Origin of the sequence: Phenylobacterium sp. (assembly GCF_016124325.1) — a bacterium.
Taxonomy (GTDB): Bacteria; Pseudomonadota; Alphaproteobacteria; order Caulobacterales; family Caulobacteraceae; genus Phenylobacterium.
Map to the genome: position 1 here is coordinate 66,401 of NZ_WGNY01000012.1, position 24,825 is coordinate 91,225.

Here is a 24,825-nt window from a genome sequence, read left to right on the forward strand (position 1 = left end):
GGACAGGCAGGCGCGCAGGGCATGGCTTTCGGCTATGCGTCGCGCCACACTGCCCCATCCAGCCGGAGCAACGCATGGTCAGCTTGGACGACTTCATCGATGACGGCGACGAGGGGCCGGACGTCGCCGCCGACTTCGCCGCCCTCAAGGGCTGCCTGAAGGCCCTGGCCGACGCCATCGCCAGCACCAACCTGGCCGTGATCAACAGCGCCCAGGGCGACGCCGCCGCCGCGACGCAACGCGTGCAGGCCTCGGTGGCGGCGCTGAAGCGCTTCCACGAGGCGATGCAGGTGCTGGAGGCCGGGACCGAAGACGCCGAGGCGGAAGAGGAAGAGTAGGGCGGGCGCGCGCCCCACGCCGCCCGGCGGTTCCTGGAGCATGGGAATGAGACGCGATAGCGCCAGTCTTTCCTGACTACGCCGGATGCGCCAGCCGCGCATTGATCTGCGTCATGGCTCGGCCAAGCCGCCGGCCTTAGCTCCGGGTCGGGGGTGAAGACGGAAAGGCGTTGAAACCATGTCCTCGAGTCCCCCGTCCCAGACACTGCGCGTCTGGGATTTCCCCACTCGCACCTTCCACTGGCTGCTGGTCGCGGCGATCGCCGTCGCGTTCCTGTCGTCCGAAGAGGACAGCGCCCTGGCGGCCTGGCACCAGGCCGCCGGCTGGCTCGCCGCCGTCCTGATCCTGTTCCGCCTCGTCTGGGGGTTCGTGGGCGGAGAGCATGCCCGGTTCGCCGACTTCCTGCGGCCCGGGCGGCTCGCCGCGCATCTGAGCGTAATGCTGCGGGGCCGCCCGGAGGCCGAGCTCGGGCACAATCCCCTGGGCGGCCTGGCGGTGGCGGCGTTGCTGGGCCTAGTGGCGGCGACCGTCGCGACCGGCCTCATCATGCTGCGCGGCGGGGAGGACGACCTGCACGAGGTCATCGGCTATGGGCTGCTGGCGCTGATCGGCGTCCATGTGCTGGCCGTCGTGGTCATGTCCCTGATGACGCGCGAGAATCTGATCCGGGCGATGGTGACGGGCCGCAAGCCGGCCGACCGTCATCCCGGAGCCCAGAACGCCCGCCCGGCGCCCTTGTTCGCCCTGCCGCTCGCCGCGCTCGTGGTGGCGGCCGGCGTCTATGGCGCGACCCTCGTCGATCCGCTCGCTTTCCTGCCGCACAACCGCGCCGAGGTCGGCGAAGGCGGCGGCCATGCCGCGGCCGGCGCGCTGGAGAGGCGCGAGGCCGGCGAAACGGAAGACGAGGACGACTGACGCCTACGCGTAGCTCTGCAGCGGACGCACTTCGCGGGGAGCTGCAGCCGTGGCGGCGATGGCCTGGGCGGCGGCCAGCGCGGCCGGCGTGGTGGTGAAATAGGGGATCTTCATCATCAGGGCCGTGCGGCGGATCTCGAAGCTGTCCAACAGCGACTGCTTGCCCTCGGTGGTGTTGAAGACGAGCTGCACCTGGCCGTTCTTCATCTCGTCGACGATGTGGGGGCGGCCCTCCAGCACCTTCTTCACCAGCTCGACCTTCAGGCCCTGGCTCTCAAGGAAGGCGGCGGTGCCCGAGGTGGCCAGCACCCGGAAGCCCTGCTCCAGGATCAGGCGCACCGGCTCGACGATCCAGTCCTTGTCGGCGTCCTTCACCGAGACGAACAGGCAGCCGGCGCTGGGCAGCACCGTGCCGCCGCCGAGCTGGCTCTTGGCGAAGGCGCGGGCGAACGCCGGGCCGGGACCCTCGCCGGGACGCACCCAGTCGAGGCCCATGACTTCGCCGGTCGAGCGCATCTCCGGCCCCAGGATGGTGTCGACGCCCTGGAAGCGGGCGAACGGGAAGACCGCCTCCTTCACCGCGATGTGGTCGTACGGCGTCTCGGCGAGGTCGAATTCGGCGAGCGGCCTGCCGGCCATCAGCTTGGCGGCGATGGCGGCCACCGGGCGGCCGATGGTCTTGGCCACGAAGGGCACCGTGCGGCTGGCGCGCGGGTTCACCTCCAGCACATAGATGCGCGGCGCCGGCCCCTGCGGCTCCTCGATGGCGAACTGCACGTTCATCAGGCCGCGCACTTCCAGGGCGCGGGCCATCTCCTCGGTCTGGCGCTTCAGCTCGGCGATGGTCTCGGGCTTCAGCGAATAGGGCGGCAGCGAACAGGCCGAGTCGCCCGAGTGCACGCCGGCCTCCTCGATGTGCTCCATCACCCCGGCCACGAACACCGCGCCGTTCGCGTCGCAGAGCGCGTCGACGTCCACCTCGGTGGCGCGGGAGAGGTACTGGTCCAGGAGGACAGGGCTGTCGCCGCTCACCTGCACGGCGGTGGTGATGTAGCGCTCGAGCTGCTCGTCGTCGCGGACGATCTCCATGGCCCGGCCGCCCAGCACGTAGGAGGGGCGGATCACGACGGGGTAGCCGACCTTGTGCGCCGCGGCGAAGGCCTCGTCGCGGCTGCGCGCGATGGCGTTGACCGGCTGGGCGATCTTCAGGCGGTGGAGCAGCTGCTGGAAGCGCTCGCGGTCCTCGGCCAGGTCGATGGCGTCGGGGCTGGTGCCGAGGATCGGGATTCCCGCGTCCTCCAGCGCCTTGGCCAGCTTCAGCGGCGTCTGGCCGCCGAACTGGACGATGACGCCGGTCAGCTCGCCGTTCGAGCGCTCGGTCTCGATCAGCTCCAGCACGTCCTCGGCGGTCAGCGGCTCGAAATAGAGGCGGTCGGAGGTGTCGTAGTCGGTGGAGACCGTCTCGGGGTTGCAGTTCACCATGATCGACTCGACGCCGATCTCGTCGAGCGCGAAGGCCGCGTGGCAGCAGCAGTAGTCGAACTCGATCCCCTGGCCGATCCGGTTGGGGCCGCCGCCGAGGATGATGGCCTTCTTCGCGCCGGACGGGTCGCTCTCGCAGTCGGGCGCCTGGCCCAGCGCGCCGGTCTCGTAGGTGGAATACATGTAGGGCGTCTCGGCGCGGAACTCGCCGGCGCAGGTGTCGATACGCTTGAAGACCGGGCGTACGCCGAGGGCGCGGCGCTTCGCACGCACCTCCTTCTCGGTGGCGTGGGTCAGCTTGGCGAGCCGCGCGTCGGAGAAGCCCAGGGCCTTCAGCCGCCGGAAGCCCGCAGCGTCGGCCGGCAGACCCGCCTCGCGCACCTCGGCCTCGGTCTTCACCAGGGTCTCGATCTGCCGCAGGAACCAGGGCTCGTAGGAACAGGCGCCGTGGATGTCCTCCACGCTCAGGCCGTGGCGGAAGGCCTGGGCGATGACGCGCAGCCGGTCCGGCGTGGGCTGGCCCAGCGCCCGCAGCACCGCGGCGTGCCCCATCTCGGGGTCGTCGCCGGCTTCGATGACGATCTCGTCCAGGCCGGAAAGGCCGGTCTCCAGGCCGCGCAGGGCCTTCTGCAGGCTTTCGGCGAAGGTGCGGCCGATGGCCATGACCTCGCCCACCGACTTCATCTGGGTGGTGAGCAGGGGTTCGGAGCCCGGGAACTTCTCGAAGGCGAAGCGCGGGATCTTGGTGACGACGTAGTCGATGGAGGGCTCGAACGAGGCGGGCGTCGCGCCCGTGATGTCGTTCATCAGCTCGTCGAGGGTGTAGCCCACCGCCAGGCGCGCGGCGACCTTGGCGATCGGGAAACCGGTGGCCTTCGAGGCCAGGGCCGAGGAGCGGGAGACCCGCGGGTTCATCTCGATGACGACCATGCGCCCGTCGGCCGGGTTGACCGCGAACTGCACGTTGGAGCCGCCGGTCTCGACGCCGATCTCGCGCAGCACGTCGATCGAGGCGCGCCGCATCCGCTGGTATTCCTTGTCGGTCAGCGTGAGCGCCGGCGCGACCGTGATGGAATCGCCGGTGTGGACGCCCATCGGATCGATGTTCTCGATGGAGCAGACGATGATGCAGTTGTCCGCGCGGTCGCGGACCACCTCCATCTCGTATTCCTTCCAGCCGAGGACGCTCTCCTCGATCAGAACCTCGGTGGTCGGCGACAGGTCGAGGCCGCGCTCCACGATCTCGCGGAACTCCTCGACGTTGTAGGCGATGCCGCCGCCGGTGCCGGCGAGGGTGAATGACGGGCGGATGATGGCGGGCAGGCCCACGAACTCCAGCCCCTCCAGGGCCTCGTCCATGGTGTGCGCGGCCTTGGACTTGGGGCTTTCCAGCCCGATCTTGTCCATGGCGTCGCGGAATTTCTGGCGGTCCTCAGCCTTGTCGATGACGTCGGCCTTCGCCCCGATCATCTCCACGCCGTACTTCGTCAGGACGCCGCGCGCCTCCAGCGCCAGCGCGGTGTTGAGCGCCGTCTGGCCGCCCATGGTGGGCAGCAGCGCGTCGGGCCGCTCCTTCTCGATGATCTTCTCGACCATCTCCGGCGTGATCGGCTCGATGTAGGTGGCGTCGGCGACGTTCGGATCGGTCATGATCGTCGCCGGGTTCGAGTTGACCAGGACGATCCGGTAGCCTTCGGCGCGCAGGGCCTTGCAGGCCTGGACGCCCGAATAGTCGAACTCGCAGGCCTGTCCGATGACGATCGGGCCCGCGCCGATGATCAGGATCGAGGAGATGTCGGTGCGTTTGGGCATGTCTCTCGCGCGCAAGCGCCGCGCGGGCTTTCGCGCCGCCGGGGGGTTCAGGACTGCAGGTTAAGGCGCCCCTTTAGAGGGGCCGGCGGGGCGGCGCAAGCCGGCTTCATCCGCGCACGCCCGCGAAAGCCTCGGCAGGCGAGCGGTTCCGGAAAAAAACCGAGAAAAATCATGAAACTCATGACCGCTTCAGGGGCTTTCTTCCAGGAGTGCGCCGCAAAGGCGCCCGAAACCTTGCGGAGGCCCCATGAGCTTGCTGGACCGGATTCCCGACCTGAGCGACGACGAGGTGGTGACCTTCCTGTCGAACGCGCGCCGCCTGTCGGACGAAGGCGATCCCAAGCAGCAGGCCGCCGCGAACGATCTGTTGCCGGCGCTGGAGCAGGAGGCCGAGACGCGCCGCCAGGCCCGGCTGGAGAGCGCCAAGGCCAAGCGCGCGGCCTCGCGCAAGGCGTCCGCCCGCCACGCCGCCTAGACCGGAGGCCGACTCGCCCGAGAGGCGAATCGCGCCCGCCAGCGCCCGCGCGGCCGAAAATCCGCCGAAACGGCGGGGGCCGAGAGCGGCCGCGCGCCTGAGCCGCCGCTACGGCACGGCTTTCCACATGCGATAACATGGTCATACTTGCGTCTTCGCGCGGGGGAAGGCAGCTTCGCGGTAACAGGTTCGCCGGGGCGCGGACTCAACCATAGGGGCAACCTTGGCCGCCGCAGCGACGAGCACCGACGTTCTTTCGCCGCTCATGACCCGTATCGCCGCGGGCGAGCGCGAGGCCCTGCGACAATTGTACCAGGCCACCTCGGCGAAGCTATTTGGCGTCTGCCTACGTATCCTGTCTGACCGCGAGGAAAGTGAGGACGTGTTGCAGGACGTTTACGTCACCATATGGCGACGGGCGGACAGGTTCGATTCGGCGCGGGCGAGCGTGATGACCTGGCTCAGTACGATCGCGCGCAACCGGGCGATCGACCGCCTGCGCGCACGCGGCCCGATGGCCTATTCCGAGCCCGTCGACGAACTCGAGATCGCCGACGACGCCGACAGCGCCGAGACGCTGCTGTCGGCCGCCGACGACCGCAATCGCCTGCAGCATTGCCTGGGCGAACTGGACGATCGCACCGAGAGCGTCATTCGCATCGCCTTCTTCGAGGGCGTCACTTACGAAGCGTTAGCCCGGCGGATGGATACGCCGCTGGGCACCGTGAAGAGTTGGATCCGTCGGGGACTGGCCAAGCTGAAGGGTTGCCTCCAGTCATGAGCGAAGCCCCAGACCTTTCCGAAGCCGAAGCCTTCGCCGCCGAGCACGCGCTGGGCGTGCTGAACGCGAGCGAGCGGGCCGAGGCCGAAAACCGCATGGCCCGCGATCCGGTCTTCGCCGCCGACGTCGAGGCTTGGCGCGCGCGCCTGGCCCCGATGCTGGAGAGCATCGAGCCGGTCGCCCCGCCGGAGTCCCTCTGGACGCGGATCGAACGGCTGCTGCCGGCCAACGACAACGGGGCGCTCATGAACCGGGTGCGCTTCTGGCGGAACTCGGCGATGGGCGGGTTCGGCCTGGCCGCGGCCGGTATCGCCGCCGCTCTGGTGGTGATCGCGCAGCCGCCGCAGGTGGTGACCAAGATCCAGGAGGTCCAGCCGACCGGCCAGCTCCTGAACGCCAGCCTGACCTCGACGTCGGGCCAGGCGCAGCCGCTGTTCGTCGCCGCCTACGATCCCACCCGCAAGGCGTTGATCATCACTTCGCTGCTGCCGGCGGACGCCAACCCCGCCAAGGTGCAGGAGCTGTGGCTGATCGCGGGCAAGGAGAACCCGAAACCCCTGGGCTTCCTCGAGCCCGGCAAGGCCAAGCTGATCCCGCTGCCGCAGGACATGGCCGGACGGGTCGCGGAAGGCGTCACGCTCGCCGTCTCCATCGAGGAGCCGGGCGGCTCGACCGACCCGAACGGCCCGCAGGGCCCGGTCGTGGGCGCCGGTTCGCTGTCGAAGCTCTGATCGGCCGCGCGGTCCCCGGAGGGTTGCGAGCATGAAACGTCTCGTCATGGCGGCGGCCGCGCTCGCGGCCGTCTGCCTGGCCGCCGGCGGCGTCCAGGCCAAGCCCATCCCCGACGCCGGCCTGACGATCGAGGAGGTCAAGGCCTGGATGGAGGCGGAGGGCTACAAGGTCAGCATCGAGACCTACGAGAGCGGGACCCGCTACCTCCGCACCGAGACCGACGGCGTGAAGTTCGACGTCGACGTCTACGACTGCGACAAGGACCGGTGCCGCGCCCTGCAGTTCAACGCCGGCTTCAACATGGAGGACGGCCTGCCGCTGGCGAAGGTCAACCAGTGGAACCTCGAGAAGCGCTACCTGCGCTGCTACGACGACGACGAGAACGACCCGCACTTCGCCTACGACGCCAACCTGGCGCCCGGCGGCAGCTACGAAGCCCTCAAGGACGACCTCGACGTCTTCACCGGCTTCATGCCCGACGTCCTGAAGTTCATCGGCTGGTAGACGGGTCTTCGCCGGCCTACTTCGCCTTGTCCATCAGGGCGGCGAAGCGTTCGAAAAGGTAGAGGCTGTCGGTGGGGCCGGGCGAGGCCTCGGGGTGGTGCTGGATCGAGAACACCGGGCGGTCCTTCAGCGCCAGGCCGGCGTTGGTGCCGTCGAACAGCGACACGTGCGTCTCGGTCACCGGGCCGGGCAGGGTGTCGCGGTCGACCGTGAAGCCGTGGTTCATCGAGACGATCTCGACCTTGCCGGTGGTCAGGTCCTTCACCGGATGGTTCGCGCCGTGGTGGCCCTGGTCCATCTTCACCGTGGTCGCGCCCAGCGCGAGCGCCAGCATCTGGTGGCCCAGGCAGATGCCGAACACCGGCTTGCCGCTGTCGACCAGCTTCTTGATCTCCGGCACCGCGTATTCGCCGGTCGCGGCCGGGTCGCCCGGGCCGTTGGACAGCAGCACGCCGTCGGGATCGCGCGCCAGGATCTCCTCGGCCGTGGTCTTGGCCGGCACCACGGTGACGCGCGCGCCCACCGAGGTCAGGGCCCGCAGGATGTTACGCTTCACGCCGTAGTCGACGACCACCACCTCGTACTTCGGCGTGGCGGCGGGCTTGGCGTAACCCTCCTCCCAGCTCCACAGGCCCTCGCCGTAGACGAACGGCTGCAGGCACGAGGCGTCCTTGGCGAGGTCGAGGCCTTCCAGCCCGCTCCAGGCCTTGGCCTTGGCGACCAGGGCGTCGAGGTCGAACTTGCCCTCGGGGCTGTGGGCGATCACCGCGTGCGGCATGCCCTTTTCGCGGATCGTGCGGGTGAGCGCGCGGGTGTCGACGCCGGCCAGGCCGATCACGCCGCGCCGCGCCATCCAGGCGGGCAGGTCGGCGTCGGCGCGCCAGTTGGCGGGCGGGGTGGGCAGGTCGCGGAAGATCGCGCCTCGCGCCGAGGTCTCGGCCGCGCCGGCCACCTGCTCCAGGTCTTCCAGGTTGGTCCCCACATTGCCCACGTGCGGGAAGGTGAAGGCCACGATCTGGGCCATGTAGGACGGATCGGTCAGGATTTCCTGGTAGCCGGTCATCGCGGTGTTGAAGCACACCTCGCCGACGGCCTCGCCGACCGCGCCCACGCCAACCCCCTGCAGGATCGTGCCGTCCGCCAGGGCCAGAACGCCGGTGACGCCGGGAAGAAGGTCGCGGGTCATCGGCAGGCTCCTTGTGGGCAAACGGGCGCGTAGGTAGTGAGTCCTCGGGGGCCGGTCAATCGCACGGGGACCATATGTCGTACATCGATCCGGATCGGGAAGCCTGGGCGGCGTTCAAGAATCTGCCGCGCGACCGGCCGATCCACATGCTGAACCTCATCACGCTGAAGCCGAAGGCCGAATATCCCGCCGGCCATCCCGACCACGGCAAGGACCTCTCGGGCGCCGAGGCCTATCGCGCCTACGGCCGCGCCATCGCGCCGGTGTTCGAGAAGCTGGGCGCGAAGCAGGTCTGGGCCGGCCATCCCGAGGTGATGGTCACGGGCCCGCAGTCGAAGGGCTGGGAGCTGGCCTTCATCGCCGAATACCCGAACACCCAGGCGTTCATCGACATGGTCCGCGACCCGCACTACCGCGACCACGTCGTGCCCCACCGCACCGCCGCCGTCGCCGACTCGCGCCTGCTGTGCCTGACCCCGCTCGATCCCGACGGCGAGCTGGGGAGCTAGGGGGCCTGCTTGTGGCGCGTCGGAGAAGGATGACGAGGCAAGAGGCGCCCAGACGTCATTCCTTCGCCGCGTGCCAACCTCGGATCATGAAGGCCTGGAAGAACGGGATCGGTCTCGGGAACCCGCAAGCTTCCCAAAGAGCCTCAGTTTCGCCCGGCGCCAGGACGCTCAGCACGTCACGCATCATGCGGTCCAGGTTCGCCAACGAGTCCGGCGTCGCGCCCATGAGGCTCTGTATCCGTTTCCAGTCTTCGAGCATCGCCGGGAAATCGGGCGCGTCCGGGTCGCCGCTGATCTCGGCGCTTACCAAGACGCCCCCTGGCTTCAGCCGATCATGGATGGCGCAGTAGAAGGCCTGCCGGTCGTCGCGCTTGATGAAATGCGCCACCAGCAGGGCGACAGCGGCGTCGAAGCCGTTGGGAGGAGCGTCAGCGGCATAGCCATGCAATAGCTCGCAACGATGCATCACGCCGGCCTGAGTCAATCGCCGGCGCGCGATGGCCAGCATCTCCTCGGATGGATCGACCCCGACGAACGACCAGCCTGGATAGGCCGTGGCCAGCGAGAGGATCTCCGCACCCGTCCCGACACCGACGCACAGGACCCGCGCATCGTCGGGTAGGTCCGCCAGGACGAGCCGCACCAAGAAATGCAGGCAGTCGGAGACCGGCGCGAGCGCGCTGTTCCGACGGTCGTAGCCATCGGCGACTTCCTGGGTGAAGAAGTTGGGTGAAGCGGGGGCGTTCGAACTTTGCATTGTTATAACATAACATATGCGCGCTGACGTTCGCCACCCTCCGACTGCGGCTTCCACGAGCCGACGTCTCCTCCGGCCGGATCGCGAACCCTTGCCTCCCGCCAAGCCCAACTGGCGATCCGGAATGGACTCCGCTAGTGGGTGTAGCCCCCGAACCTGCAGAGAATTCCCATGAGCCAGACGATGCGTCCTGAAACCCTGGCGGTGCATGCCGGCTGGCGCGCGGACCCCACGACGGGCTCGGTGGCCGTGCCGATCCACCAGACGACGTCCTATCAGTTCCGCGACGCCGACCACGCCTCGGCCATGTTCGCCCTTCAGGAGCTGGGCAACATCTACACGCGGATCATGAACCCCACGACCGACGTGCTGGAGAAGCGCGTGGCGGCGCTGGAGGGCGGTGTCGGCGCGTTGGCGGTGGCGTCGGGCCAGGCCGCCTCGGCCTTCGCCGTCCAGAACCTCGCCCGGGCCGGCGACAACGTCGTGAGCTCCACGGCGCTCTACGGCGGCACCTGGAACCTCTTCGCCAACACGCTGAAGGACCTGGGGATCGAGGTGCGCTTCGTGGACCCCGAGGATCCCGAGAACTTCCGGCGCGCGACCGACGAACGCACCCGGGCCTACTACGCCGAGACCCTGCCGAACCCGAAGCTGGAGGTGTTCCCGATCGCCGAGGTGGCGGCCATCGGGCGCGAGTTCGGCGTGCCGCTGATCATGGACAACACCGCCGCGCCCCTGCTGTGCCGGCCGATCGACCACGGCGCGGCGATCGTGGTGTATTCGGCCACGAAGTACCTGGGCGGCCACGGCACCTCGATCGGCGGGGTGATCGTCGACAGCGGGAACTTCGACTGGGCCGCCAAGCCTGAGCGCCAGCCGCTGCTGAATACGCCCGACCCGTCGTACCACGGCGCGGTGTGGACCGAGGCGGTGAAGCCGCTGGGGCCGATCGCCTACATCCTGCGGGCCCGCGTGATCCTGCTGCGCGACCTCGGCGCGGCGCTCTCGCCGTTCAACGCCTTCCAGCTGATCCAGGGGGTCGAGACCGTGGCGCTGCGCATCGAGCGGCACTGCGCCAACGCCCAGCGGGTGGCCGAATTCCTGGCCGGCCGGAAAGGCGTCACGCGCGTGATCCACCCGTCGCAGCAGTCTGGCGCGCCCCGCACGCGGGCGGACCGCTATCTGAAGGGCGGCTACGGCGGCCTGGTGGGCTTCGAGCTCGAGGGCGGCGTGGAGGCCGGGCGGCGCTTCATCGACGCCCTGCAGCTGTTCTACCACGTGGCCAACATCGGCGACGCCCGCAGCCTGGCCATCCACCCGGCCTCGACCACCCATTCGCAGCTGAACGAGGCCGAGCAGCGCGCCACCGGCGTCTCGCCGGGGTATGTGCGCCTCTCCATAGGCATCGAGCACATCGACGACATCCTGGCCGACCTCGACCAGGCGCTCACGGCGGCGGGCTAGCCTCCGCCTGGGCGGCGAAGAACGCCTCGGGATCGTCGGCCTCCACCAGCCGCCGCCGCTCGATCACCCAGAACCGCTCGCCCACCGCGCGCACGAAGCTGCGGTCGTGGGAGACGATCAGGGCGGTGGCGTCGTCGTTCAGCAGCTCGGCCTCCAGCGCCTCCTGGCCCTCGATGTCCAGGTGGTTGGTGGGCTCGTCCAGCAGGTAGAAGGTGGGTCGGATCAGGCGCAGGACCAGCATCGCCACCCGCGCCCGCTGTCCGCCCGAGAGCTGCCGTATCGGCTTCTCCTGGGCCAGGATCTCGATCCCCGCGCCGGCCAGCAGCGCGCGCGCCCGCTGGTCGCCCACATCGAAGGGCCGGGTGATCGCCGCGAGCGGCGTGTCGTCCCCATCTAGGTCGGCGAGGCCCTGGTCGCCATAGCCCAGCACGAGCGAGGGCGTGGCCTTCACCAGCGGGGTCGGCGACCGGCCCTCGATGGCGGCCCGCGCCAGCCGCATCATCCGCGTCTTGCCCGCCCCGTTGGCGCCCAGCAGAACCACCCGGTCGCCCTGGAGGATGAACAGCTTGCCGGTCTTGAACAGGAGCGCGCCGTCCGGCGTCTCGACAGGGGCGTCGTCGAACGACATCAGCACCTTCGCCTGGCTCGCGCGGTGGTCCAGCCGGATCGCGCCGGCCGAGCGTTCCCGGTGCGCCGGCCGCGCGGCGGTCTCCAGCTTCTCGGCGCGCTGCTTGAGCTGCTTGGTCTTGGTGGTCAGCAGGTCGCTGCCCGAATTCACGCCGATGTTGTGCAGCTTGGCCGCCTGTCGCCGCAGCTGCTGGGCCGTCCTGATGTCCTTGTCGAACCGCCGCGCCTCGGCCTCGTCGGCTTCGTCGAGCGCGGCCCGGGCCCGCGAGTAGGGCAGCGCGAAGACCTGTGACCGCTCCGGCCGCAGGAACAGGGTGCGATGGGTCACCGCATCCAGGAAGGCCCGGTCGTGGCTGGCCACCACCACGGCGACGTCGCGCGGCAGGTCGTTCAGCCAGGCCTCCAGCTGCAGGATCTTCGCCAGGTCCAGGTGGTTGGTCGGCTCGTCCAGCAGCAGGACGTCGGGGTCGCCCACCCAGGCCCGCGCCAGCAACGCCAGCCGCCGCCAGCCGCCGCTCAGTTGGTCCAACCGCCGATCGCGCAGCTCGGCCGGCGCCGCCAGCGACTCCAGCACGATATCGGCGCGCCATTGCTCGCCCTCGTCCAGGCCCTCGCAGACGGCGTCATGGAGCGTGACGCCCATCAGATGGGGCGGCGCGTCCTGCGGCACATGGCCGACGCGCACGGCGCGGGCGCGGGTGATCTCGCCAGAGGTCGCGTCGAACTCGCCGGCGATGCACCGCAGCAGGGTCGACTTGCCGGTCCCGTTGGCGGCGACGACGCCCAGGCGGTCGCCGGCGCCGATCATGAGGTCGAGATTGGCGAAGAGCGGCGTCCGCAGCGTGACGCCGAGGTTCTGAAGATGGATCAAGGGTCTGCCCGTTCGTATCGGCGGGCCGCCGCCTGGCGTGGACCGTCCATGGTCCCGCCGCACGCGGTTCGGCTCGCAATGTCGGAAGGGGCGGCGCGCCCCACGCGCTCAGGCGCGGGACTCAGCCGCCGCGGAGGGCAGACAGAGGTCTAAGGCGACGTCTCTGTTCAGCCCTGCAAGCGCACCTGCAGGGCGGGTATGGGGCCAAGCCGGCGATGACGCGGATCTCCAAACATCATGCGGCGCCCCCTTTCTGGCTAAGGTTCAAGAGAGGACCATCATCGTCCGGCGAGCCTAGGGCGCGCAAGAGGGAAGGCGTGGCGGAAAACGAGGGAAACTTGGCATTCCAGCCGTCGGACCGCGGAGGCAGAATGGCGCCATGCTGACGCTCAAGCCAAACTGCGAATGCTGCGATCGCGACCTAGCGCCTGACAGCCCGGACGCGCGCATCTGCAGCTTCGAATGCACCTTCTGCGCCGACTGTGTCGACGCGCGGCTGAAGGGCGCCTGCCCCAACTGCGGCGGCGAGCTGGTGCGCCGGCCGGTCCGGCCCGCGGCGGCGCTGGCGAAGTTCCCGGCCTCGACCGAACGCGTCGTGAAGCCTCACGAGGCCTGCGCGGCCTAGAGCTCTCGCGAGGGACGAACCCCCATCCCGTCATCCTCGCCCTTGTGGCGAGGATCCCTCTGTCGGCTGGCACGGTGTTCGTCGTCGATGCCGCGGACCCGTCGGCCGGCTCACGGCGACCGACCGAGGGATCCCAGGCACAAGGCCTGGGATGACGGACGAGGAGAAGACGTCGTTCTCCCTCACGCCGCCTTGGGCTCCAGCGCCGCTTCCATGGCGGCGAACAGCGTCTCGGCGCGGATCGGCTTGCCGATGTGGCCGTCGGCCCCGGCGGCGGCGCTGGCGGCGCGATCCTCGGGCGAGGTGTTGGCCGAGAGCACGATCGCCGGCGTCCGGGAACGACCCCTCGCGGCCTCCTCGGCGCGGATCTCGCGGATGGCCGAGATCCCGTCGGTCACCGGCATGCGCAGGTCCATCAGCACCATGTCGAAGCCGCCCGCGCGCCAGGCCTCGACGGCCTCGAAGCCGTTCTCCACCGTGGTGACCTCGACGCCGGCCGCCTCGAGCATCAGGGCGATGACCTTGCGGTTGGTGGGATTGTCGTCGGCGGCCAGCACCCGCAGCGGGTGGTCGGCCGGCGCCCGGCCGGGCCGCTCGTCCGGGGCGAGGTCGGCGTCGCCGTAGTCCAGCAGGCCGCTGACCAGCCGGTCGAGCTGGCGCGCCGCGGCGCGGATGTCTGACACCAGCGCCCGCTGCTCGGGATCGAGCTGGCCGGCGTCGAGCGCCTCGGCCAGGCCCATCACGCCGTTGAGCGGCGTGCGCAGTTCGTGGCTCATGTCGGCGAGGAACTGGCCCTTGGCCTTCTGGGCCGCCTCGGCATGGGCCAGCGCCTGTTCGAGCGCCTCGGCCTGGTGCTTCATCTCGGTGATGTCGACCCGCAGGCCGATCACGCCCCCGTCGGAGGTGCGGCGCTCCTCGATCATCAGCCAGCGGCCGTCGGACACCTGCTGCTCGTGGCGGTCGCCGGTGGCTGTGAAGAGCTTGGCCTCGCGCTCGGCCAGCCATTCGGCCTCGCGGCCGATGGCGTCGGGATAGTCGCCGCGCGCCACGCCCACGCGCAGGGTGTCGATCAGCCGGGCGCCGGGCGCGAAGAGGTCGGCCGAGCGGTGGTAGATCTCGGCGTAGCGCCGGTTCCACAGCACGTAGCGGCCCTCGGCGTCGAGGAAGACCACGCCCTCGGGAATCGCGTCGATGGCGTCGCGCAGCCGAGCCTCGGCGAGGCGAGCGCGAGCCTCGGCCTCGGCGCGCCGGCCGCCCAGCAGCCGCGAAATCCAGGCCCCGAGGCCTCCTGACGCCATACTCGCCCTCCGAATCACGCCGAACCCGAGGATGCGTGGCGGATGTTTCGCCCAGGTCGCAAAACGCGGAGATAGCCCCGATGGGGCCTCCGGCGCCCGTCGTGACCGCAGCCGGCGCCCGGCGATTGCACAACCGGCGATGGCGGCCGTATGAGCGGCCCATGCGCATCACCACGATCGGCTTCGACGCCGACGACACGCTCTGGCACAACGAGACGATCTTCCGCCTGACGCAGGATCGCCTGCGGGAGATGATGAGCGTCTACGCCAGCCACGAGGCCACCAACGCCAAGCTGGCCGAGGTGGAGGGGCGCAACCTGCGGCTCTACGGCTACGGGGTGAAGGGCTTCACGCTGTCGATGATCGAGACGGCGATGGAACTGACCAACCACGCCCCGCCCGGACGGCTGATCGCCGACATCCTGGCGGCGGGACGGGAGATGCTGTCGCACCCCGTCGAGCCGCTGCCGGGCGTCGAGAAGACGCTGTTCGAGCTGACCGACGACTACCGCCTGGTGCTGATCACCAAGGGCGACCTGCTGCACCAGGAGCAGAAGCTGGCCGCCTCAGGCCTGGGCGAGCTGTTCTCGGGCGTCGAGATCGTCAGCGAGAAGGACGCCGGCACTTACAAGCGCGCCTTCGAGCGGCACGGCACGGGCGCCCACGAGGCGGTGATGGTGGGCAACTCGGTGCGCTCCGACATCCTGCCGGCGCTGGAGGCCGGCGCCTGGGGCGCGCACATCCCCTACCACATCACCTGGGCCCACGAGGTCGCCGAAGCCCCGGCCGACCACCCGAAGTTCGTGGAACTGGCCACCATCTCCGACCTTCCGGCCTGGGTGCGGGGGCTCAGCTAGGTCGGACCACGAAAGGCGCGGACTGCGGCGGCCCAGGCCGGAGGGCCGCTCGATAGCTTGAAAACATTTCAGGTCGTCATGGCCCGGCTTGTCCGGGCCACCCATGAACGCCGAGCGTGCAGATCGGGTCGCCGCGCCGCCGCCGCCCAAACCGGCCGCTGTCCGTGTTCATGGGTCGCCCGGACAAGCCGGGCGATGACGGCGAGGGGCGGCAAATTGCGCCCTCAGCTTTGAATTTCCATATTCATTATGATTTTCCGTATCTTGATGGAATTTGAGCACTGTATCCGTAGAGGTCCGGCGACACCGCGCCTTTCGCGTCCCTTCGTGCTTTTCGTGGTTTCCAAGACGCCCATGTCACAACCGCGCCGGTCCCGCCGTCCTCGCCTTGAAATCGCGGAGGAGGGCGGATGCGCCACTGGGATCGATACCTCGCCGGGCCGACGGGCCTGGCGCTTTTCGCCAACGGGCTGGCCATGCTGTTCGCGGGCCTGGCCTGGTACGACGCCGTGCCGGGCGTGCCGCAGACGGGCCCCTACAACGCCCACTTCATCCGCGACATCGGCGCCATCTACGTGATGGGCGGCCTGGCGCTGGGCTGGTTCGCCTGGCGTCCGGCGCAGGGCTGGCCGGCGATGGCGGCCGCGGCCGCGTGGCTGACGATGCACGCGGCGATCCACGTCTACGACGCCAGCTGTGGCGCCTCGCCCCTGGCCGACGTCCAGCGCGACTTCGTGGGCGTCTATCTGCTCGCGGCGATCCCGCTGGCCCTGGCGCTCTTCCGCAAGCCCACGCGCGACCTCGAACTCCTGGGAGCCTGACCGATGCTGAAGTTCTTCCTGTCCCGCTGGCTCGACGGCTTCGAGAAGACGTTCGGCTACGACGCCAGCTACATGCGCCACGTGCTGGGCGTGAACCCCTGGAGCATGCTGAAATTCGCGCTCGGGACCCAAGCGCCGGACCGCAACGCGGCGCCGGCCGAAGCCCTGGTCGCCGCCGGTCTCTACGGCACGCTCACGGAGGACTGCGGCCCCTGCGTGCAGGTCGGCGTCGACATCGCCACGGCCAACGGCGTCGATCCGAAGGTGCTGCGCGCCATCATCGCCGGCGACGAGGAGGCGATGGGCGAGACCGCGGCCCTGGGCTACCGCTTCGCCCGCGCCAGCCTGGCCCGCGACATGGAAGCCTGCGATCCGCTTCGCGACGAGATCCTGCGCCGCTGGGGCGACAAGGCGCTGGTGGCCATCAGCCTGGGCATGGTGGCCTCGCGCATGTACCCGACGCTCAAGTACGCCATGGGCTACGGCAAGGCCTGCTCGCGGGTGAAGGTCGGCGGGGAGACCGTCGCGCCGCTGCGGATCGCGGCGTAGGGTCGGGGCGATGGACGCGGCGCTCACCGACGCCTTCGAGGCCAACCGCCCGCGGCTGAAGCGGCTGGCCTACCGCATGCTGGGCTCGGTCTCCGAGGCCGAGGACGCCGTGCAGGACGCCTGGCTGCGCTGGGAGCGGGCCGGGCAGGGCGTGACCGATCCCGCCGCCTGGCTGGTGCGGGCCACGACGCGGCTGTGCATCGACCGCCTGCGCGCCGCCAAGGCCGAGCGCGCCGCCTACAAGGGCCCCTGGCTGCCCGATCCGCTGATCGAGCCCCTGACCGAGGACCCGGTGGAGCGGGCCGAGGACGTCTCGGTGGCGTTCCTGCTGGCGCTGGAGCGGCTCTCGCCGCTGGAGCGGGCGGTGTTCCTGCTGCACGACGTGTTCGACGAGGACTACGACGCCGTGGCCGAGACCCTGGGGCGGACCGAGGCGGCGGTGCGCCAACTCGCCAGCCGGGCCCGCGAGCACGTGCGCGACGCCCGCCCGCGCTTCTCGGTCGACCAGGAGAAGGCGCTGAAGCTGATGACCGCCTTCGTCGCCGCCGCGCGCAACGCCGACGCCGCGGCCCTCTCTGATCTGCTGGCGGAGGACGCGGTGATGGTCACCGACGGGGGCGGCAAGCGGAAGGCGGCGTTGCGGGTGCTGGTCGGCCGCGACGACGTCATCGGCCTGCTGCAGGGCCTGTCGTGGCGCCACGGCCTGCCGATGTACGAGAACTTCGAGGTGGTGCGGATCAACGGCGCGCCGGGGCTGCTGCTGCGCCTGGACGACGGCCCCGAGACCCTGGCCTTCGAGCCCGACGCCGAGGGCCGCATCCACGCCATCTACGCGATGAGGAACCCGGACAAGCTGCGGCACGTGGGGTAGTGCGCATGGTGGCTCTTGATCTGGAACATACAGAGAACATACAGTAGCGTCCCCATGTGCGCGATTCGTAGTCCAAAACAGGCTGGCGTTCTGTCTACCGGGTCGGTCCTGGACCTACTGGGCCTCCCCTAAGCACGCCTAGTGGCCGCGTCGCGGTCTAATAGGGTGTGGATGTGGTCGGGCGGTTCGACGAGCGGTTCCTGGAGGAGGTGAAGTCGCGGCTGCGGCCCAGCGACGTCATCGGCCGTTCGGTCAAGCTGCGCCGGCAGGGCCGCGAGTTCGTGGGCCTCTCGCCCTTCAACAAGGAGAAGACGCCCAGCTTCTACGTCAACGACGAGAAGGGGATGTTTTTCGATTTCTCGTCGGGCAAGACCGGCGACCTGATCACCTACCTGCAGGAGACCGAGCGGCTGACGTTCGCCGAGGCCGTCGAGCGGCTGGCCGCCGAGGCCGGGGTGCCGCTGCCGGCGCTCGACCCCAGGGGCGCCGAGCAGGAGAAGAAGCGCCAGGGGCTGGCCGACTGGCTGGAGATGGCGGCCCAGTGGTTCGAGGCCGAGTTGCGCCGGCCCGCGGGCCGCGAGGCCCGCGCCTACCTGGAGGCCCGCGGCCTGCCCGAGGCCGAATGGGGCCGCTTCCGCCTGGGCTTCTCGCCGGGGGGACGCACGGCGCTGAAGGACTATCTGGTCGCCAAGGGCGCGCACCCCGGCGGGCTGGTGGAGGCCGGGCTGCTGATCGCGCCGGAGGAGGGCGGGGCGCCCTACGACCGGTTCCGCGACCGCATCATCTTCCCGATCCTCGACGCGCGCGGCCGGGTGGTCAGCTTCGGCGGCCGGGCGATGGACCCGCAGGCCCGCGCCAAATACCTGAACGGCCCCGAGACTGTTGTCTTCCACAAGGGCCACCAGCTCTACGGCCTGTCGGAAGCCCGCAAGATCCTGGCCGCGGCCAAGGCCGACGAGGCTCCGCCCCTGGTGGTGGTGGAGGGCTACATGGACGTGATCGCCTGCCAGCGCGCGGGCGTCCCGGCGGTGGCCGCCATGGGCACGGCGCTGGGGGAGGACCAGATGGAGGTGCTGTGGCGCCACCACCCGGAGCCCACCCTCTGTTTCGACGGCGACCGGGCGGGCCGCCAGGCCGCCGCGCGGGCCATGGACCGGGCGCTGCCGCTCTTGAGGGCCGGGCGCAGCTTCCGGTTCGCCATCGTCGAGGGCGGCAAGGACCCCGACGACGTGCTGCGCGAGCAGGGCGCGCCGGCGTTGCGGGCCCAGCTTTCCAAGACCACGCCGTTCGCCGAGGCGCTGTTCATCCGTGAGCGCGACGCCGAGCCGCTGGACACGCCCGAGCGGCGCACGGCGCTGAAGGTGCGGCTGCGCAAGCTGGCCGCGTCGATCGCCGATCCCGATCTCGCCCAGGCCTACAAGGAGGACCTGCTGGCCCGCTACGAGGGGCTCTGGCCCACGCGCGAGCCGGTCTACACGGTGGGCGCGGCCGCGCGGGAGATGTCGCGGGCCCGCTGGGACCGCCGCAAGCCGGTCAAGGCGGGCGCCACGCCCGAAGCCAAGGACGCGGTGGAGCGGCTGCGCGCCTCGCCCAAGCCGCTGGCGGCGGCCCTGGCGCTGGCGGCGCTGCGCGATCCGGGGGTGATCGACGAGGCGATCGAGCGGGTCGGCTCCCACGGCTTCGGCGATCCGCGGCTCGACGCCCTGGCCCAGGACCTCGTGCGCCTGCGCTACGAGACCGACAGCCTGGAATTCGACGCCCAGCTGCAGGCGCGCGGCGTCGACGCCGAGCTGATCCGGCGGCTGGAACGCGACGCCGGCCGGGCCGGCGTGGCCGCGCCGTTCCTCGACCCGGCCGCCGCGCGCGATCGCGCCCGGGCGCTGTGGCGGCAGGCCTTCGACCTGCTGATGCAGCTGGAAAGCCTGGAACGCGCGGTGGAGGCCGCCGCCCAGGATCTGTCCAAGGACGGCGACGCCACGACCCTGATCAGCCTGAAGGCCGAGCGCGACCACCTGCGCAAGCTGATCAACAGTGACTGGTCGCACCCCGACGCCGAGCATCCGGTGCTGCCGCACTGACCCGGGGCCGCCCGGCGCGTTCCGTCGCACTTGGGCCTCCTGTCTTGACACTGCGACTGTCACGCGCCATCTGCGGGGTGCGGATTTAGCGCGCGTATGACAGACATCACTGGGCCGTCGCGGTTTCGGGCGCGCCCCCCTTCGAGGACAAGGATGTCTCCCTCACGTGCGGAAGTCCCCGTGGTCGCGCGGCCCTGCCGGCGACGCCTGCTGGCGCTGTGAGGGGAATCCCTTCGCAGTGCGTAAGCTGTGGCGGCGTCCGACAGCGCCTGGAGGGCGTATCCACGGCTGCGAGCGATCAGATGGGCACAACAACGGGCGGATGGCGGGTCGTTTTGACGCGGCTCATCGACCAAGGGTCCGCCACACACCATTTTCGGCCCGCCTCTTGCAGGGCGGCGCGCCGATTTCGGAGATTTAGATGAGCGCAACCACGGCCGAAGCCGAAACTCCTGAGACCACAGGCGGCGATGGCCCGCTGCTCGACCTCACGGATGCGGCGGTCAAGAAGTTCATCAAACAGGCCAAGACCCGCGGCTACGTCACCATGGACGAGCTGAACAAGGTGCTGCCGTCGGAGGAAGTCACCTCCGAGCAGATCGAGGACACCTTGGCGATGCTCTCCGAGATGGGCGTCAACGTCGTCGAGAGCGAGGACGACGCCGAGGGCGGCGAGGTGGCGGTCCGCGAGGACACCGCGGTGGTCGAGACCACCAAGGAGCCCGCCTACGACCGCACCGACGACCCGGTGCGCATGTACCTGCGCGAGATGGGCTCGGTGGAGCTGCTCTCGCGCGAGGGCGAAATCGCGATCGCCAAGCGCATCGAGGCCGGCCGCGACACCATGATCCGCGGGCTGTGCGAGAGCGCGCTGACCTTCGAAGCCATCATGGTCTGGCGTGAGGAGCTGGAAGGCGGCCGCATCCTGCTGCGTGAGGTCATCGACCTCGAACAGACCTACGGCGGCCAGAACCAGGGCGCGGCCGAGGCCCCGGCCGCGGAAGCCGCCGAAGAGGCCGAGGACGAAGAGGAAAAGCCCGAAGGCGAGGGCGACGGCGATAGCGACGACGATTTCGACGACGGCGCCGGGCCCACCATCAGCGCGATGGAGGCCGAGCTGCGCGAAGGCGTCATGGCGACGCTGGACGCGATCGCGGGCGAATTCGAAGCCTTCCGCATGCTGCAGGAGAAGCTGGTCGCCCAGAAGCTGCAGGGCGGCGACCTGGCCGAGCGCGACCGCGCCGCCTACGAGGGCGCGGCCGGGACGATCGTCCAGCACCTGAAGACCCTGAAGCTGAACAACAACCGCATCGAGGCGCTGGTCGAGCAGCTCTATGCGATCAACAAGCGCCTGATGGTGCTGGAAGGCCGCCTGCTGCGCCTGGCCGACAGCTACGGCATCAGCCGCGTCGAGTTCCTCAAGGCCTATCTCGGCTCCGAGATGCGCCCCGACTGGGCCGACCAGGTCAAGCCTCTGGGCGTGCGCTGGACCAAGTTCGCCGAGAACGACGGCGGCCAGATCAACGAGATCCGCAACGAGATCGCCGCCCTGGCCCAGGAAACCGGCGTGCCGATCGACGACTACCGCCGCATCGTCCAGACGGTGCAGAAGGGCGAGCGCGAGGCCCGCCAGGCCAAGAAGGAGATGGTGGAGGCCAACCTGCGCCTCGTGATCTCCATCGCCAAGAAGTACACCAACCGCGGCCTACAGTTCCTGGACCTGATCCAGGAAGGCAACATCGGTCTCATGAAGGCGGTCGACAAGTTCGAGTACCGCCGCGGCTACAAGTTCTCGACCTATGCGACGTGGTGGATCCGCCAGGCGATCACCCGCTCGATCGCCGACCAGGCGCGGACCATCCGCATCCCGGTGCACATGATCGAGACGATCAACAAGATCGTGCGCACCAGCCGCCAGATGCTGCACGAGATCGGCCGCGAGCCGACCCCGGAAGAGCTGGCCGAAAAGCTGGCCATGCCGCTGGAGAAGGTGCGCAAGGTGCTCAAGATCGCCAAGGAGCCGATCAGCCTCGAGACGCCGATCGGCGACGAGGAAGATTCGCACCTCGGCGACTTCATCGAGGACAAGAACGCCGTCCTGCCGATCGACGCGGCGATCCAATCGAACCTGCGCGAGACGACGACCCGCGTGCTGGCGTCGCTGACGCCGCGCGAGGAACGCGTGCTGCGCATGCGCTTCGGTATCGGCATGAACACCGACCACACCCTGGAAGAGGTGGGTCAGCAGTTCTCGGTCACCCGCGAGCGGATCCGCCAGATCGAGGCCAAGGCTCTGCGCAAGCTGAAGCACCCCAGCCGGTCGCGGAAGCTGCGGAGCTTCCTCGACAGCTAGGCCGAAGGCCCATCGCCAAAAGAAAAGCGCCGCCGGCGGGAGCCGGCGGCGCTCTTCGTTTCAGGCCTGGCCTCTCGCTAGCGGGCGATGCGCACCAGGGCCGGCTGGCGGCGGCGGAGCGCCGAGCCCAGCAGGCCGAAGCCCATGATCATCAGCGCCCAGGTCGCCGGTTCGGGCACGGCGGCCCGCGCCTGCGCGGTGCTGTAGCTGTAGTTCGGGTTGGCCAGGACGTCGAAGTTGACGTTCCAGCCGATGGCGTCGAACAGCGCCAGGTCGAGCGAGGTCACCGAGTCGCCGATCCCGTTGCAGATGTACGGGTTCAGGATGCCGAGGAAGTCCTGGCACGGGGTGCTCGGCTCCTTCCAGTGCGAGGCCTGCCAGCCGTCGCCGAAGTTGGTGCCGGTGGAGAAGTAGCCGCCCATCAGCGCGGTCTGGCCGCCATCGATCGAGAAGTAGGAGTCCGTGCCCGGGGTCCAGTCGAGCATCGGGTTTCCGCCATTGTCGCTGTAGCGGAACATGTCGAGGGCGTAGCCCCACCAGTAGGAATCGACGTCGCCGGTGAACCCGTCGGAGTAGTCGAAGTCGTCGGCGCCGCTGACGAAGCCCAGCGCGTGGCCGATCTCGTGGATCGCCACGCCGATGAAGTCGTAGGTCCCCGCCGAGATGCCGTCGTTGGGATCGAAGTCGAAGGCGAAGTCGCTGGAGAACTGGACCGTGGCGTCGACCGTGGAGCCGAGGTCGACGCCGAGGGCGCGGGCGTTGGCCGTCGTGATGGCCATCGTCTCGTTGATGGCGTTATCCGGCGCGATCCGGGTCGTGGTGTCGTCGATGCCGGTCATGGCGCCGCCGTCCAGGTAGCCCGGGACGATGACGTCGAGGCCGCCGTTCGAGTTCAGCGGCGACAGGTTGGCCACGGCCTGGGCGTCGAGCGCGCTCGTGCCCGTCGCCGCCAGGGCGTTGTAGTAGCTGCCGACCGACACATACTGCAGGAGGTTGCTGCTGGTGCCGCCCAGGATGTTCGCGCCGAGGCTGCTGAACCCGACGTTCAGGTTGACGGTCGCGTCGTTGGTGAAGACCGACTCCCAGTAGTGCGCCGCCGCCCGGAAGCCGAGTTCCGCTGGCGAGCCGGTGACGCCGCCGATGTCGTTGAGATTGATGGTCAACGCCGAGGCCGGCGCAGCGAAGGCCAACGCGCCGGCGGCGACCGCTCCAGACGCGAAAAGCCCGATCTTGGACAACTTCATGAAAGACTCCCCACATGGCCGCGGCGCACCGGCGGTGCGACTCGCCCCAATTTACGAATTGGTAACACTGACTCGCGGAGATCAACGCCATACACGCGTAGGGCGAACCCAATTCCCCTCCCGCCCCAGGGCGTCGAGCGAACCCGGCGCTCAGAGCGCCCAGTTTTGCGCCATCTGGACCAAAGTCAGGGCAATTTCGCCGAGGATCAGGATCACGATCGCCAGTTCCAGGCGATAGGACCGTTCGGTGTCGATGAGCTCGGCCATAAGTCTCGCCGTCTGGGCGATCAGGTTGAGCTTGCGGTTGAGCACCTCGGCGCGCTCGTCGAGTTCGTATTCGGTCTCCAGCCGCGCGTAGAGCCGCTCCAGGTCCGGCCGGTCCCAAAGTAGATCCGGCTTTTCTCCCACCGCGACGCGCCCGCTGACCCTATGCTCGACGAGCAGAGCCGAGCCGATCATCCTGATCACGGCGCCCCGCCCGCCGCGCCGGTGGCCGGTCCGGGCGAGGTCGGCGGCCCAGGGTTCGACGGTCTCGAGCACGCCGGCGACCTGGCGCTCGTGGTGCGCGAGAAGCGCGCTGCGGGCCAAAACGAATGCCACAACTAGAAGTCGTGCGGCCGACCGGTCGGTGATACATATGTTACCTTCGGCGTCCACCCGCTCTTCGGGGCCGGCGGCCGGGGCCAGGAGGGCGCTTTCCTCCTCGCGCTTGTCGAAGGCCGATCCCACCCGCGGCAGGATGCGGCGCAGCGCCTCGTCCTCGCCCAGGGCGTCGAGGCCGATCAGGACGACGACCCCGTAGCGGAACACGACGGCCATGCCGTCGTCGCCGACGCGGAACGCCAGCGGCGCGGTCGACAGGGCGTCGCGACGTTCGAGACCCGCCGCGTCGATCCGTTCGCCCAGCACGATGGCCCGCGCGGTCAGCGGGCGAAACTCAGGCTCTCGCGAAGCGTCGGCGCCGCTCATGCGCCCACGGGAGCACGGCGCCGGGCTCAGCGCCAGCCGTAGTTGAAGCTCACCGAGACGCGCTCCGTCCGGGCGGCGTTGGCGGGCACTTCGTGCCGCAGCCAGCTCTCCCACATATAGATCGTGCCGGGTTGCGGCTGAAGGTAGACGAAGGCCTGGGCCTCGCGCGGCGCGTCGGCGCGGCGCGGCGGGGCGGCCATCATCAGCGGCAGGCGCGGATCCTCGATCTTGAGCGCGCTCGCGCCCTTGGGCGTGTCCACATAGAGCGTCCCGGAGATCACGCTGTGGGGGTGGATGTGGCCGGAGTGGCCGGCGCCGGGCTTGAGGATGTTGACCCACAGGCTGTCGAGCTTGAGGCGGCCGCCGCCGAGGTCGAGGCTCAGCGCGTCGGCGAAGCGGCGCGCGTGGCGGTCGAGCTTGCCCTTCAGTTCGCCGAAGACGCTCATGCGCGCGGGCAGATCATTGAGCGAGGCGTATGACGTGTAGCCGCCGTAGCCGTGGCTCCGGCACCACGCGCGGCCCGCTTTGTCCTCGGCGGCGAGCGCGTGGCAGGCGTCCAAAATCTCGCCGTTGAAATCTTCGAAACATCGGTCCGTTGTAAGGGTCGCCTCATAGATCGGCGTGGCGAAGAGCGGATGCAGCGTCATGCCGCGCGGCTTAGCGCAGGGCGTCGGCTTCGGAAACCGGCGTGACGCTGGCGCGGACG

At 69.6% G+C, this 24,825-nt stretch carries 23 protein-coding genes; 15 read left to right on the forward strand and 8 right to left on the reverse strand.

From position 1 onward, the window contains the following. Positions 1-74: 74 nt before the first annotated feature. Together GC203_RS06375 and GC203_RS06380 are read left to right on the forward strand one after the other, a co-directional pair. Positions 75-338, forward strand: a complete 264-nt coding sequence (locus GC203_RS06375) for a hypothetical protein (protein WP_293452613.1) — start codon at positions 75-77, stop codon at positions 336-338. A gap of 178 nt (positions 339-516) precedes the next feature. Beyond that, the gene (locus GC203_RS06380) at positions 517-1,254 is read left to right on the forward strand and encodes a cytochrome b/b6 domain-containing protein (protein ID WP_293452616.1); all 738 of its coding nucleotides are present in this window, start codon (positions 517-519) and stop codon (positions 1,252-1,254) included. Between the two features lie 3 nt (positions 1,255-1,257). Here the strand turns inward: GC203_RS06380 and carB are convergent, their stop codons facing one another. Beyond that, a complete protein-coding gene (gene carB, locus GC203_RS06385; RefSeq protein WP_293452619.1) occupies positions 1,258-4,548 on the reverse strand; it encodes a carbamoyl-phosphate synthase large subunit in 3,291 nt (1,096 codons plus the stop codon). A gap of 247 nt (positions 4,549-4,795) precedes the next feature. On the opposite strand from carB, the gene GC203_RS06390 reads away from it, so the two are divergent. The 4 genes from GC203_RS06390 to GC203_RS06405 all read left to right on the forward strand — a co-directional run bounded on the left by GC203_RS06390 (position 4,796) and on the right by GC203_RS06405 (position 7,040). Further along, complete coding sequence (locus GC203_RS06390) at positions 4,796-5,023, forward strand: hypothetical protein (protein WP_293452621.1); 228 nt, start codon at positions 4,796-4,798, stop codon at positions 5,021-5,023. Positions 5,024-5,288: 265 nt separating this feature from the next. After that, positions 5,289-5,804, forward strand: a complete 516-nt coding sequence (locus tag GC203_RS06395; protein WP_293452623.1) for a sigma-70 family RNA polymerase sigma factor — start codon at positions 5,289-5,291, stop codon at positions 5,802-5,804. Further along, positions 5,801-6,535: an anti-sigma factor gene (locus tag GC203_RS06400; protein WP_293452626.1), complete on the forward strand. Its 735-nt coding sequence runs from the start codon at positions 5,801-5,803 to the stop codon at positions 6,533-6,535. The genes GC203_RS06395 and GC203_RS06400 overlap by 4 nt, the downstream gene beginning before the upstream one ends. A 31-nt stretch (positions 6,536-6,566) precedes the next feature. Beyond that, positions 6,567-7,040 (forward strand): YbjN domain-containing protein, encoded by a 474-nt coding sequence (locus GC203_RS06405; protein ID WP_293452629.1) that lies wholly within the window; start codon positions 6,567-6,569, stop codon positions 7,038-7,040. Between the two features lie 16 nt (positions 7,041-7,056). Here the strand turns inward: GC203_RS06405 and carA are convergent, their stop codons facing one another. Further along, positions 7,057-8,226, reverse strand: coding sequence for a glutamine-hydrolyzing carbamoyl-phosphate synthase small subunit (gene carA, locus GC203_RS06410; protein WP_293452631.1), 1,170 nt, complete (start codon positions 8,224-8,226; stop codon positions 7,057-7,059). A 74-nt stretch (positions 8,227-8,300) separates the two neighbouring features. Between carA and GC203_RS06415 the strand changes: the two genes are divergently transcribed. Beyond that, positions 8,301-8,735 carry a DUF1330 domain-containing protein gene (locus tag GC203_RS06415; RefSeq protein WP_293452634.1) on the forward strand — a complete coding sequence of 145 codons (435 nt, stop codon included), beginning with the start codon at positions 8,301-8,303 and terminating at the stop codon, positions 8,733-8,735. A 55-nt stretch (positions 8,736-8,790) separates the two neighbouring features. Here the strand turns inward: GC203_RS06415 and GC203_RS06420 are convergent, their stop codons facing one another. Then, on the reverse strand, positions 8,791-9,492 hold the full coding sequence (locus tag GC203_RS06420; protein ID WP_293452637.1) for a class I SAM-dependent methyltransferase: 702 nt from the start codon (positions 9,490-9,492) through the stop codon (positions 8,791-8,793). Between the two features lie 171 nt (positions 9,493-9,663). On the opposite strand from GC203_RS06420, the gene GC203_RS06425 reads away from it, so the two are divergent. Continuing rightward, entirely contained in the window at positions 9,664-10,956 is a 1,293-nt protein-coding gene (locus GC203_RS06425; RefSeq protein WP_293452639.1) for a PLP-dependent transferase, read from the forward strand. Here GC203_RS06425 and GC203_RS06430 read toward each other — a convergent pair. After that, positions 10,940-12,454 (reverse strand): ABC-F family ATP-binding cassette domain-containing protein, encoded by a 1,515-nt coding sequence (locus tag GC203_RS06430; protein ID WP_293452641.1) that lies wholly within the window; start codon positions 12,452-12,454, stop codon positions 10,940-10,942. The two genes, GC203_RS06425 and GC203_RS06430, sit on opposite strands and share 17 nt — an antisense overlap. 379 nt (positions 12,455-12,833) lie before the next feature. On the opposite strand from GC203_RS06430, the gene GC203_RS06435 reads away from it, so the two are divergent. Further along, on the forward strand, positions 12,834-13,079 hold the full coding sequence (locus GC203_RS06435; RefSeq protein WP_293452643.1) for a DUF1272 domain-containing protein: 246 nt from the start codon (positions 12,834-12,836) through the stop codon (positions 13,077-13,079). Positions 13,080-13,261: 182 nt separating this feature from the next. Here GC203_RS06435 and GC203_RS06440 read toward each other — a convergent pair whose 3' ends face one another. Next, on the reverse strand, positions 13,262-14,377 hold the full coding sequence (locus tag GC203_RS06440) for a response regulator (RefSeq protein WP_293452645.1): 1,116 nt from the start codon (positions 14,375-14,377) through the stop codon (positions 13,262-13,264). Positions 14,378-14,538: 161 nt separating this feature from the next. Between GC203_RS06440 and GC203_RS06445 the strand changes: the two genes are divergently transcribed. From GC203_RS06445 to rpoD, 6 genes are all read left to right on the forward strand, one after another. After that, positions 14,539-15,234, forward strand: coding sequence for an HAD family hydrolase (locus tag GC203_RS06445; RefSeq protein ID WP_293452647.1), 696 nt, complete (start codon positions 14,539-14,541; stop codon positions 15,232-15,234). A gap of 410 nt (positions 15,235-15,644) precedes the next feature. Further along, positions 15,645-16,055, forward strand: a complete 411-nt coding sequence (locus tag GC203_RS06450) for a hypothetical protein (RefSeq protein WP_293452649.1) — start codon at positions 15,645-15,647, stop codon at positions 16,053-16,055. A 3-nt stretch (positions 16,056-16,058) separates the two neighbouring features. After that, the gene (locus GC203_RS06455; RefSeq protein WP_293452652.1) at positions 16,059-16,604 is read left to right on the forward strand and encodes a hypothetical protein; all 546 of its coding nucleotides are present in this window, start codon (positions 16,059-16,061) and stop codon (positions 16,602-16,604) included. A 10-nt stretch (positions 16,605-16,614) separates the two neighbouring features. After that, positions 16,615-17,475, forward strand: a complete 861-nt coding sequence (gene sigJ, locus GC203_RS06460) for an RNA polymerase sigma factor SigJ (protein WP_293452655.1) — start codon at positions 16,615-16,617, stop codon at positions 17,473-17,475. A gap of 173 nt (positions 17,476-17,648) precedes the next feature. Next, positions 17,649-19,553, forward strand: coding sequence for a DNA primase (gene dnaG / locus GC203_RS06465; RefSeq protein WP_293452683.1), 1,905 nt, complete (start codon positions 17,649-17,651; stop codon positions 19,551-19,553). 421 nt (positions 19,554-19,974) lie between these two features. Next, positions 19,975-21,906, forward strand: coding sequence for an RNA polymerase sigma factor RpoD (gene rpoD, locus GC203_RS06470; protein WP_293452658.1), 1,932 nt, complete (start codon positions 19,975-19,977; stop codon positions 21,904-21,906). A gap of 77 nt (positions 21,907-21,983) precedes the next feature. Here the strand turns inward: rpoD and GC203_RS06475 are convergent, their stop codons facing one another. The 3 genes from GC203_RS06475 to GC203_RS06485 all read right to left on the reverse strand — a co-directional run bounded on the left by GC203_RS06475 (position 21,984) and on the right by GC203_RS06485 (position 24,766). Beyond that, on the reverse strand, positions 21,984-23,150 hold the full coding sequence (locus GC203_RS06475; RefSeq protein WP_293452661.1) for an NF038122 family metalloprotease: 1,167 nt from the start codon (positions 23,148-23,150) through the stop codon (positions 21,984-21,986). A gap of 150 nt (positions 23,151-23,300) precedes the next feature. Then, on the reverse strand, positions 23,301-24,233 hold the full coding sequence (locus tag GC203_RS06480) for an RMD1 family protein (protein WP_293452663.1): 933 nt from the start codon (positions 24,231-24,233) through the stop codon (positions 23,301-23,303). Continuing rightward, on the reverse strand, positions 24,146-24,766 hold the full coding sequence (locus tag GC203_RS06485; protein WP_293452665.1) for a TIGR02466 family protein: 621 nt from the start codon (positions 24,764-24,766) through the stop codon (positions 24,146-24,148). The genes GC203_RS06480 and GC203_RS06485 overlap by 88 nt, the downstream gene beginning before the upstream one ends. Positions 24,767-24,825: the final 59 nt, after the last annotated feature.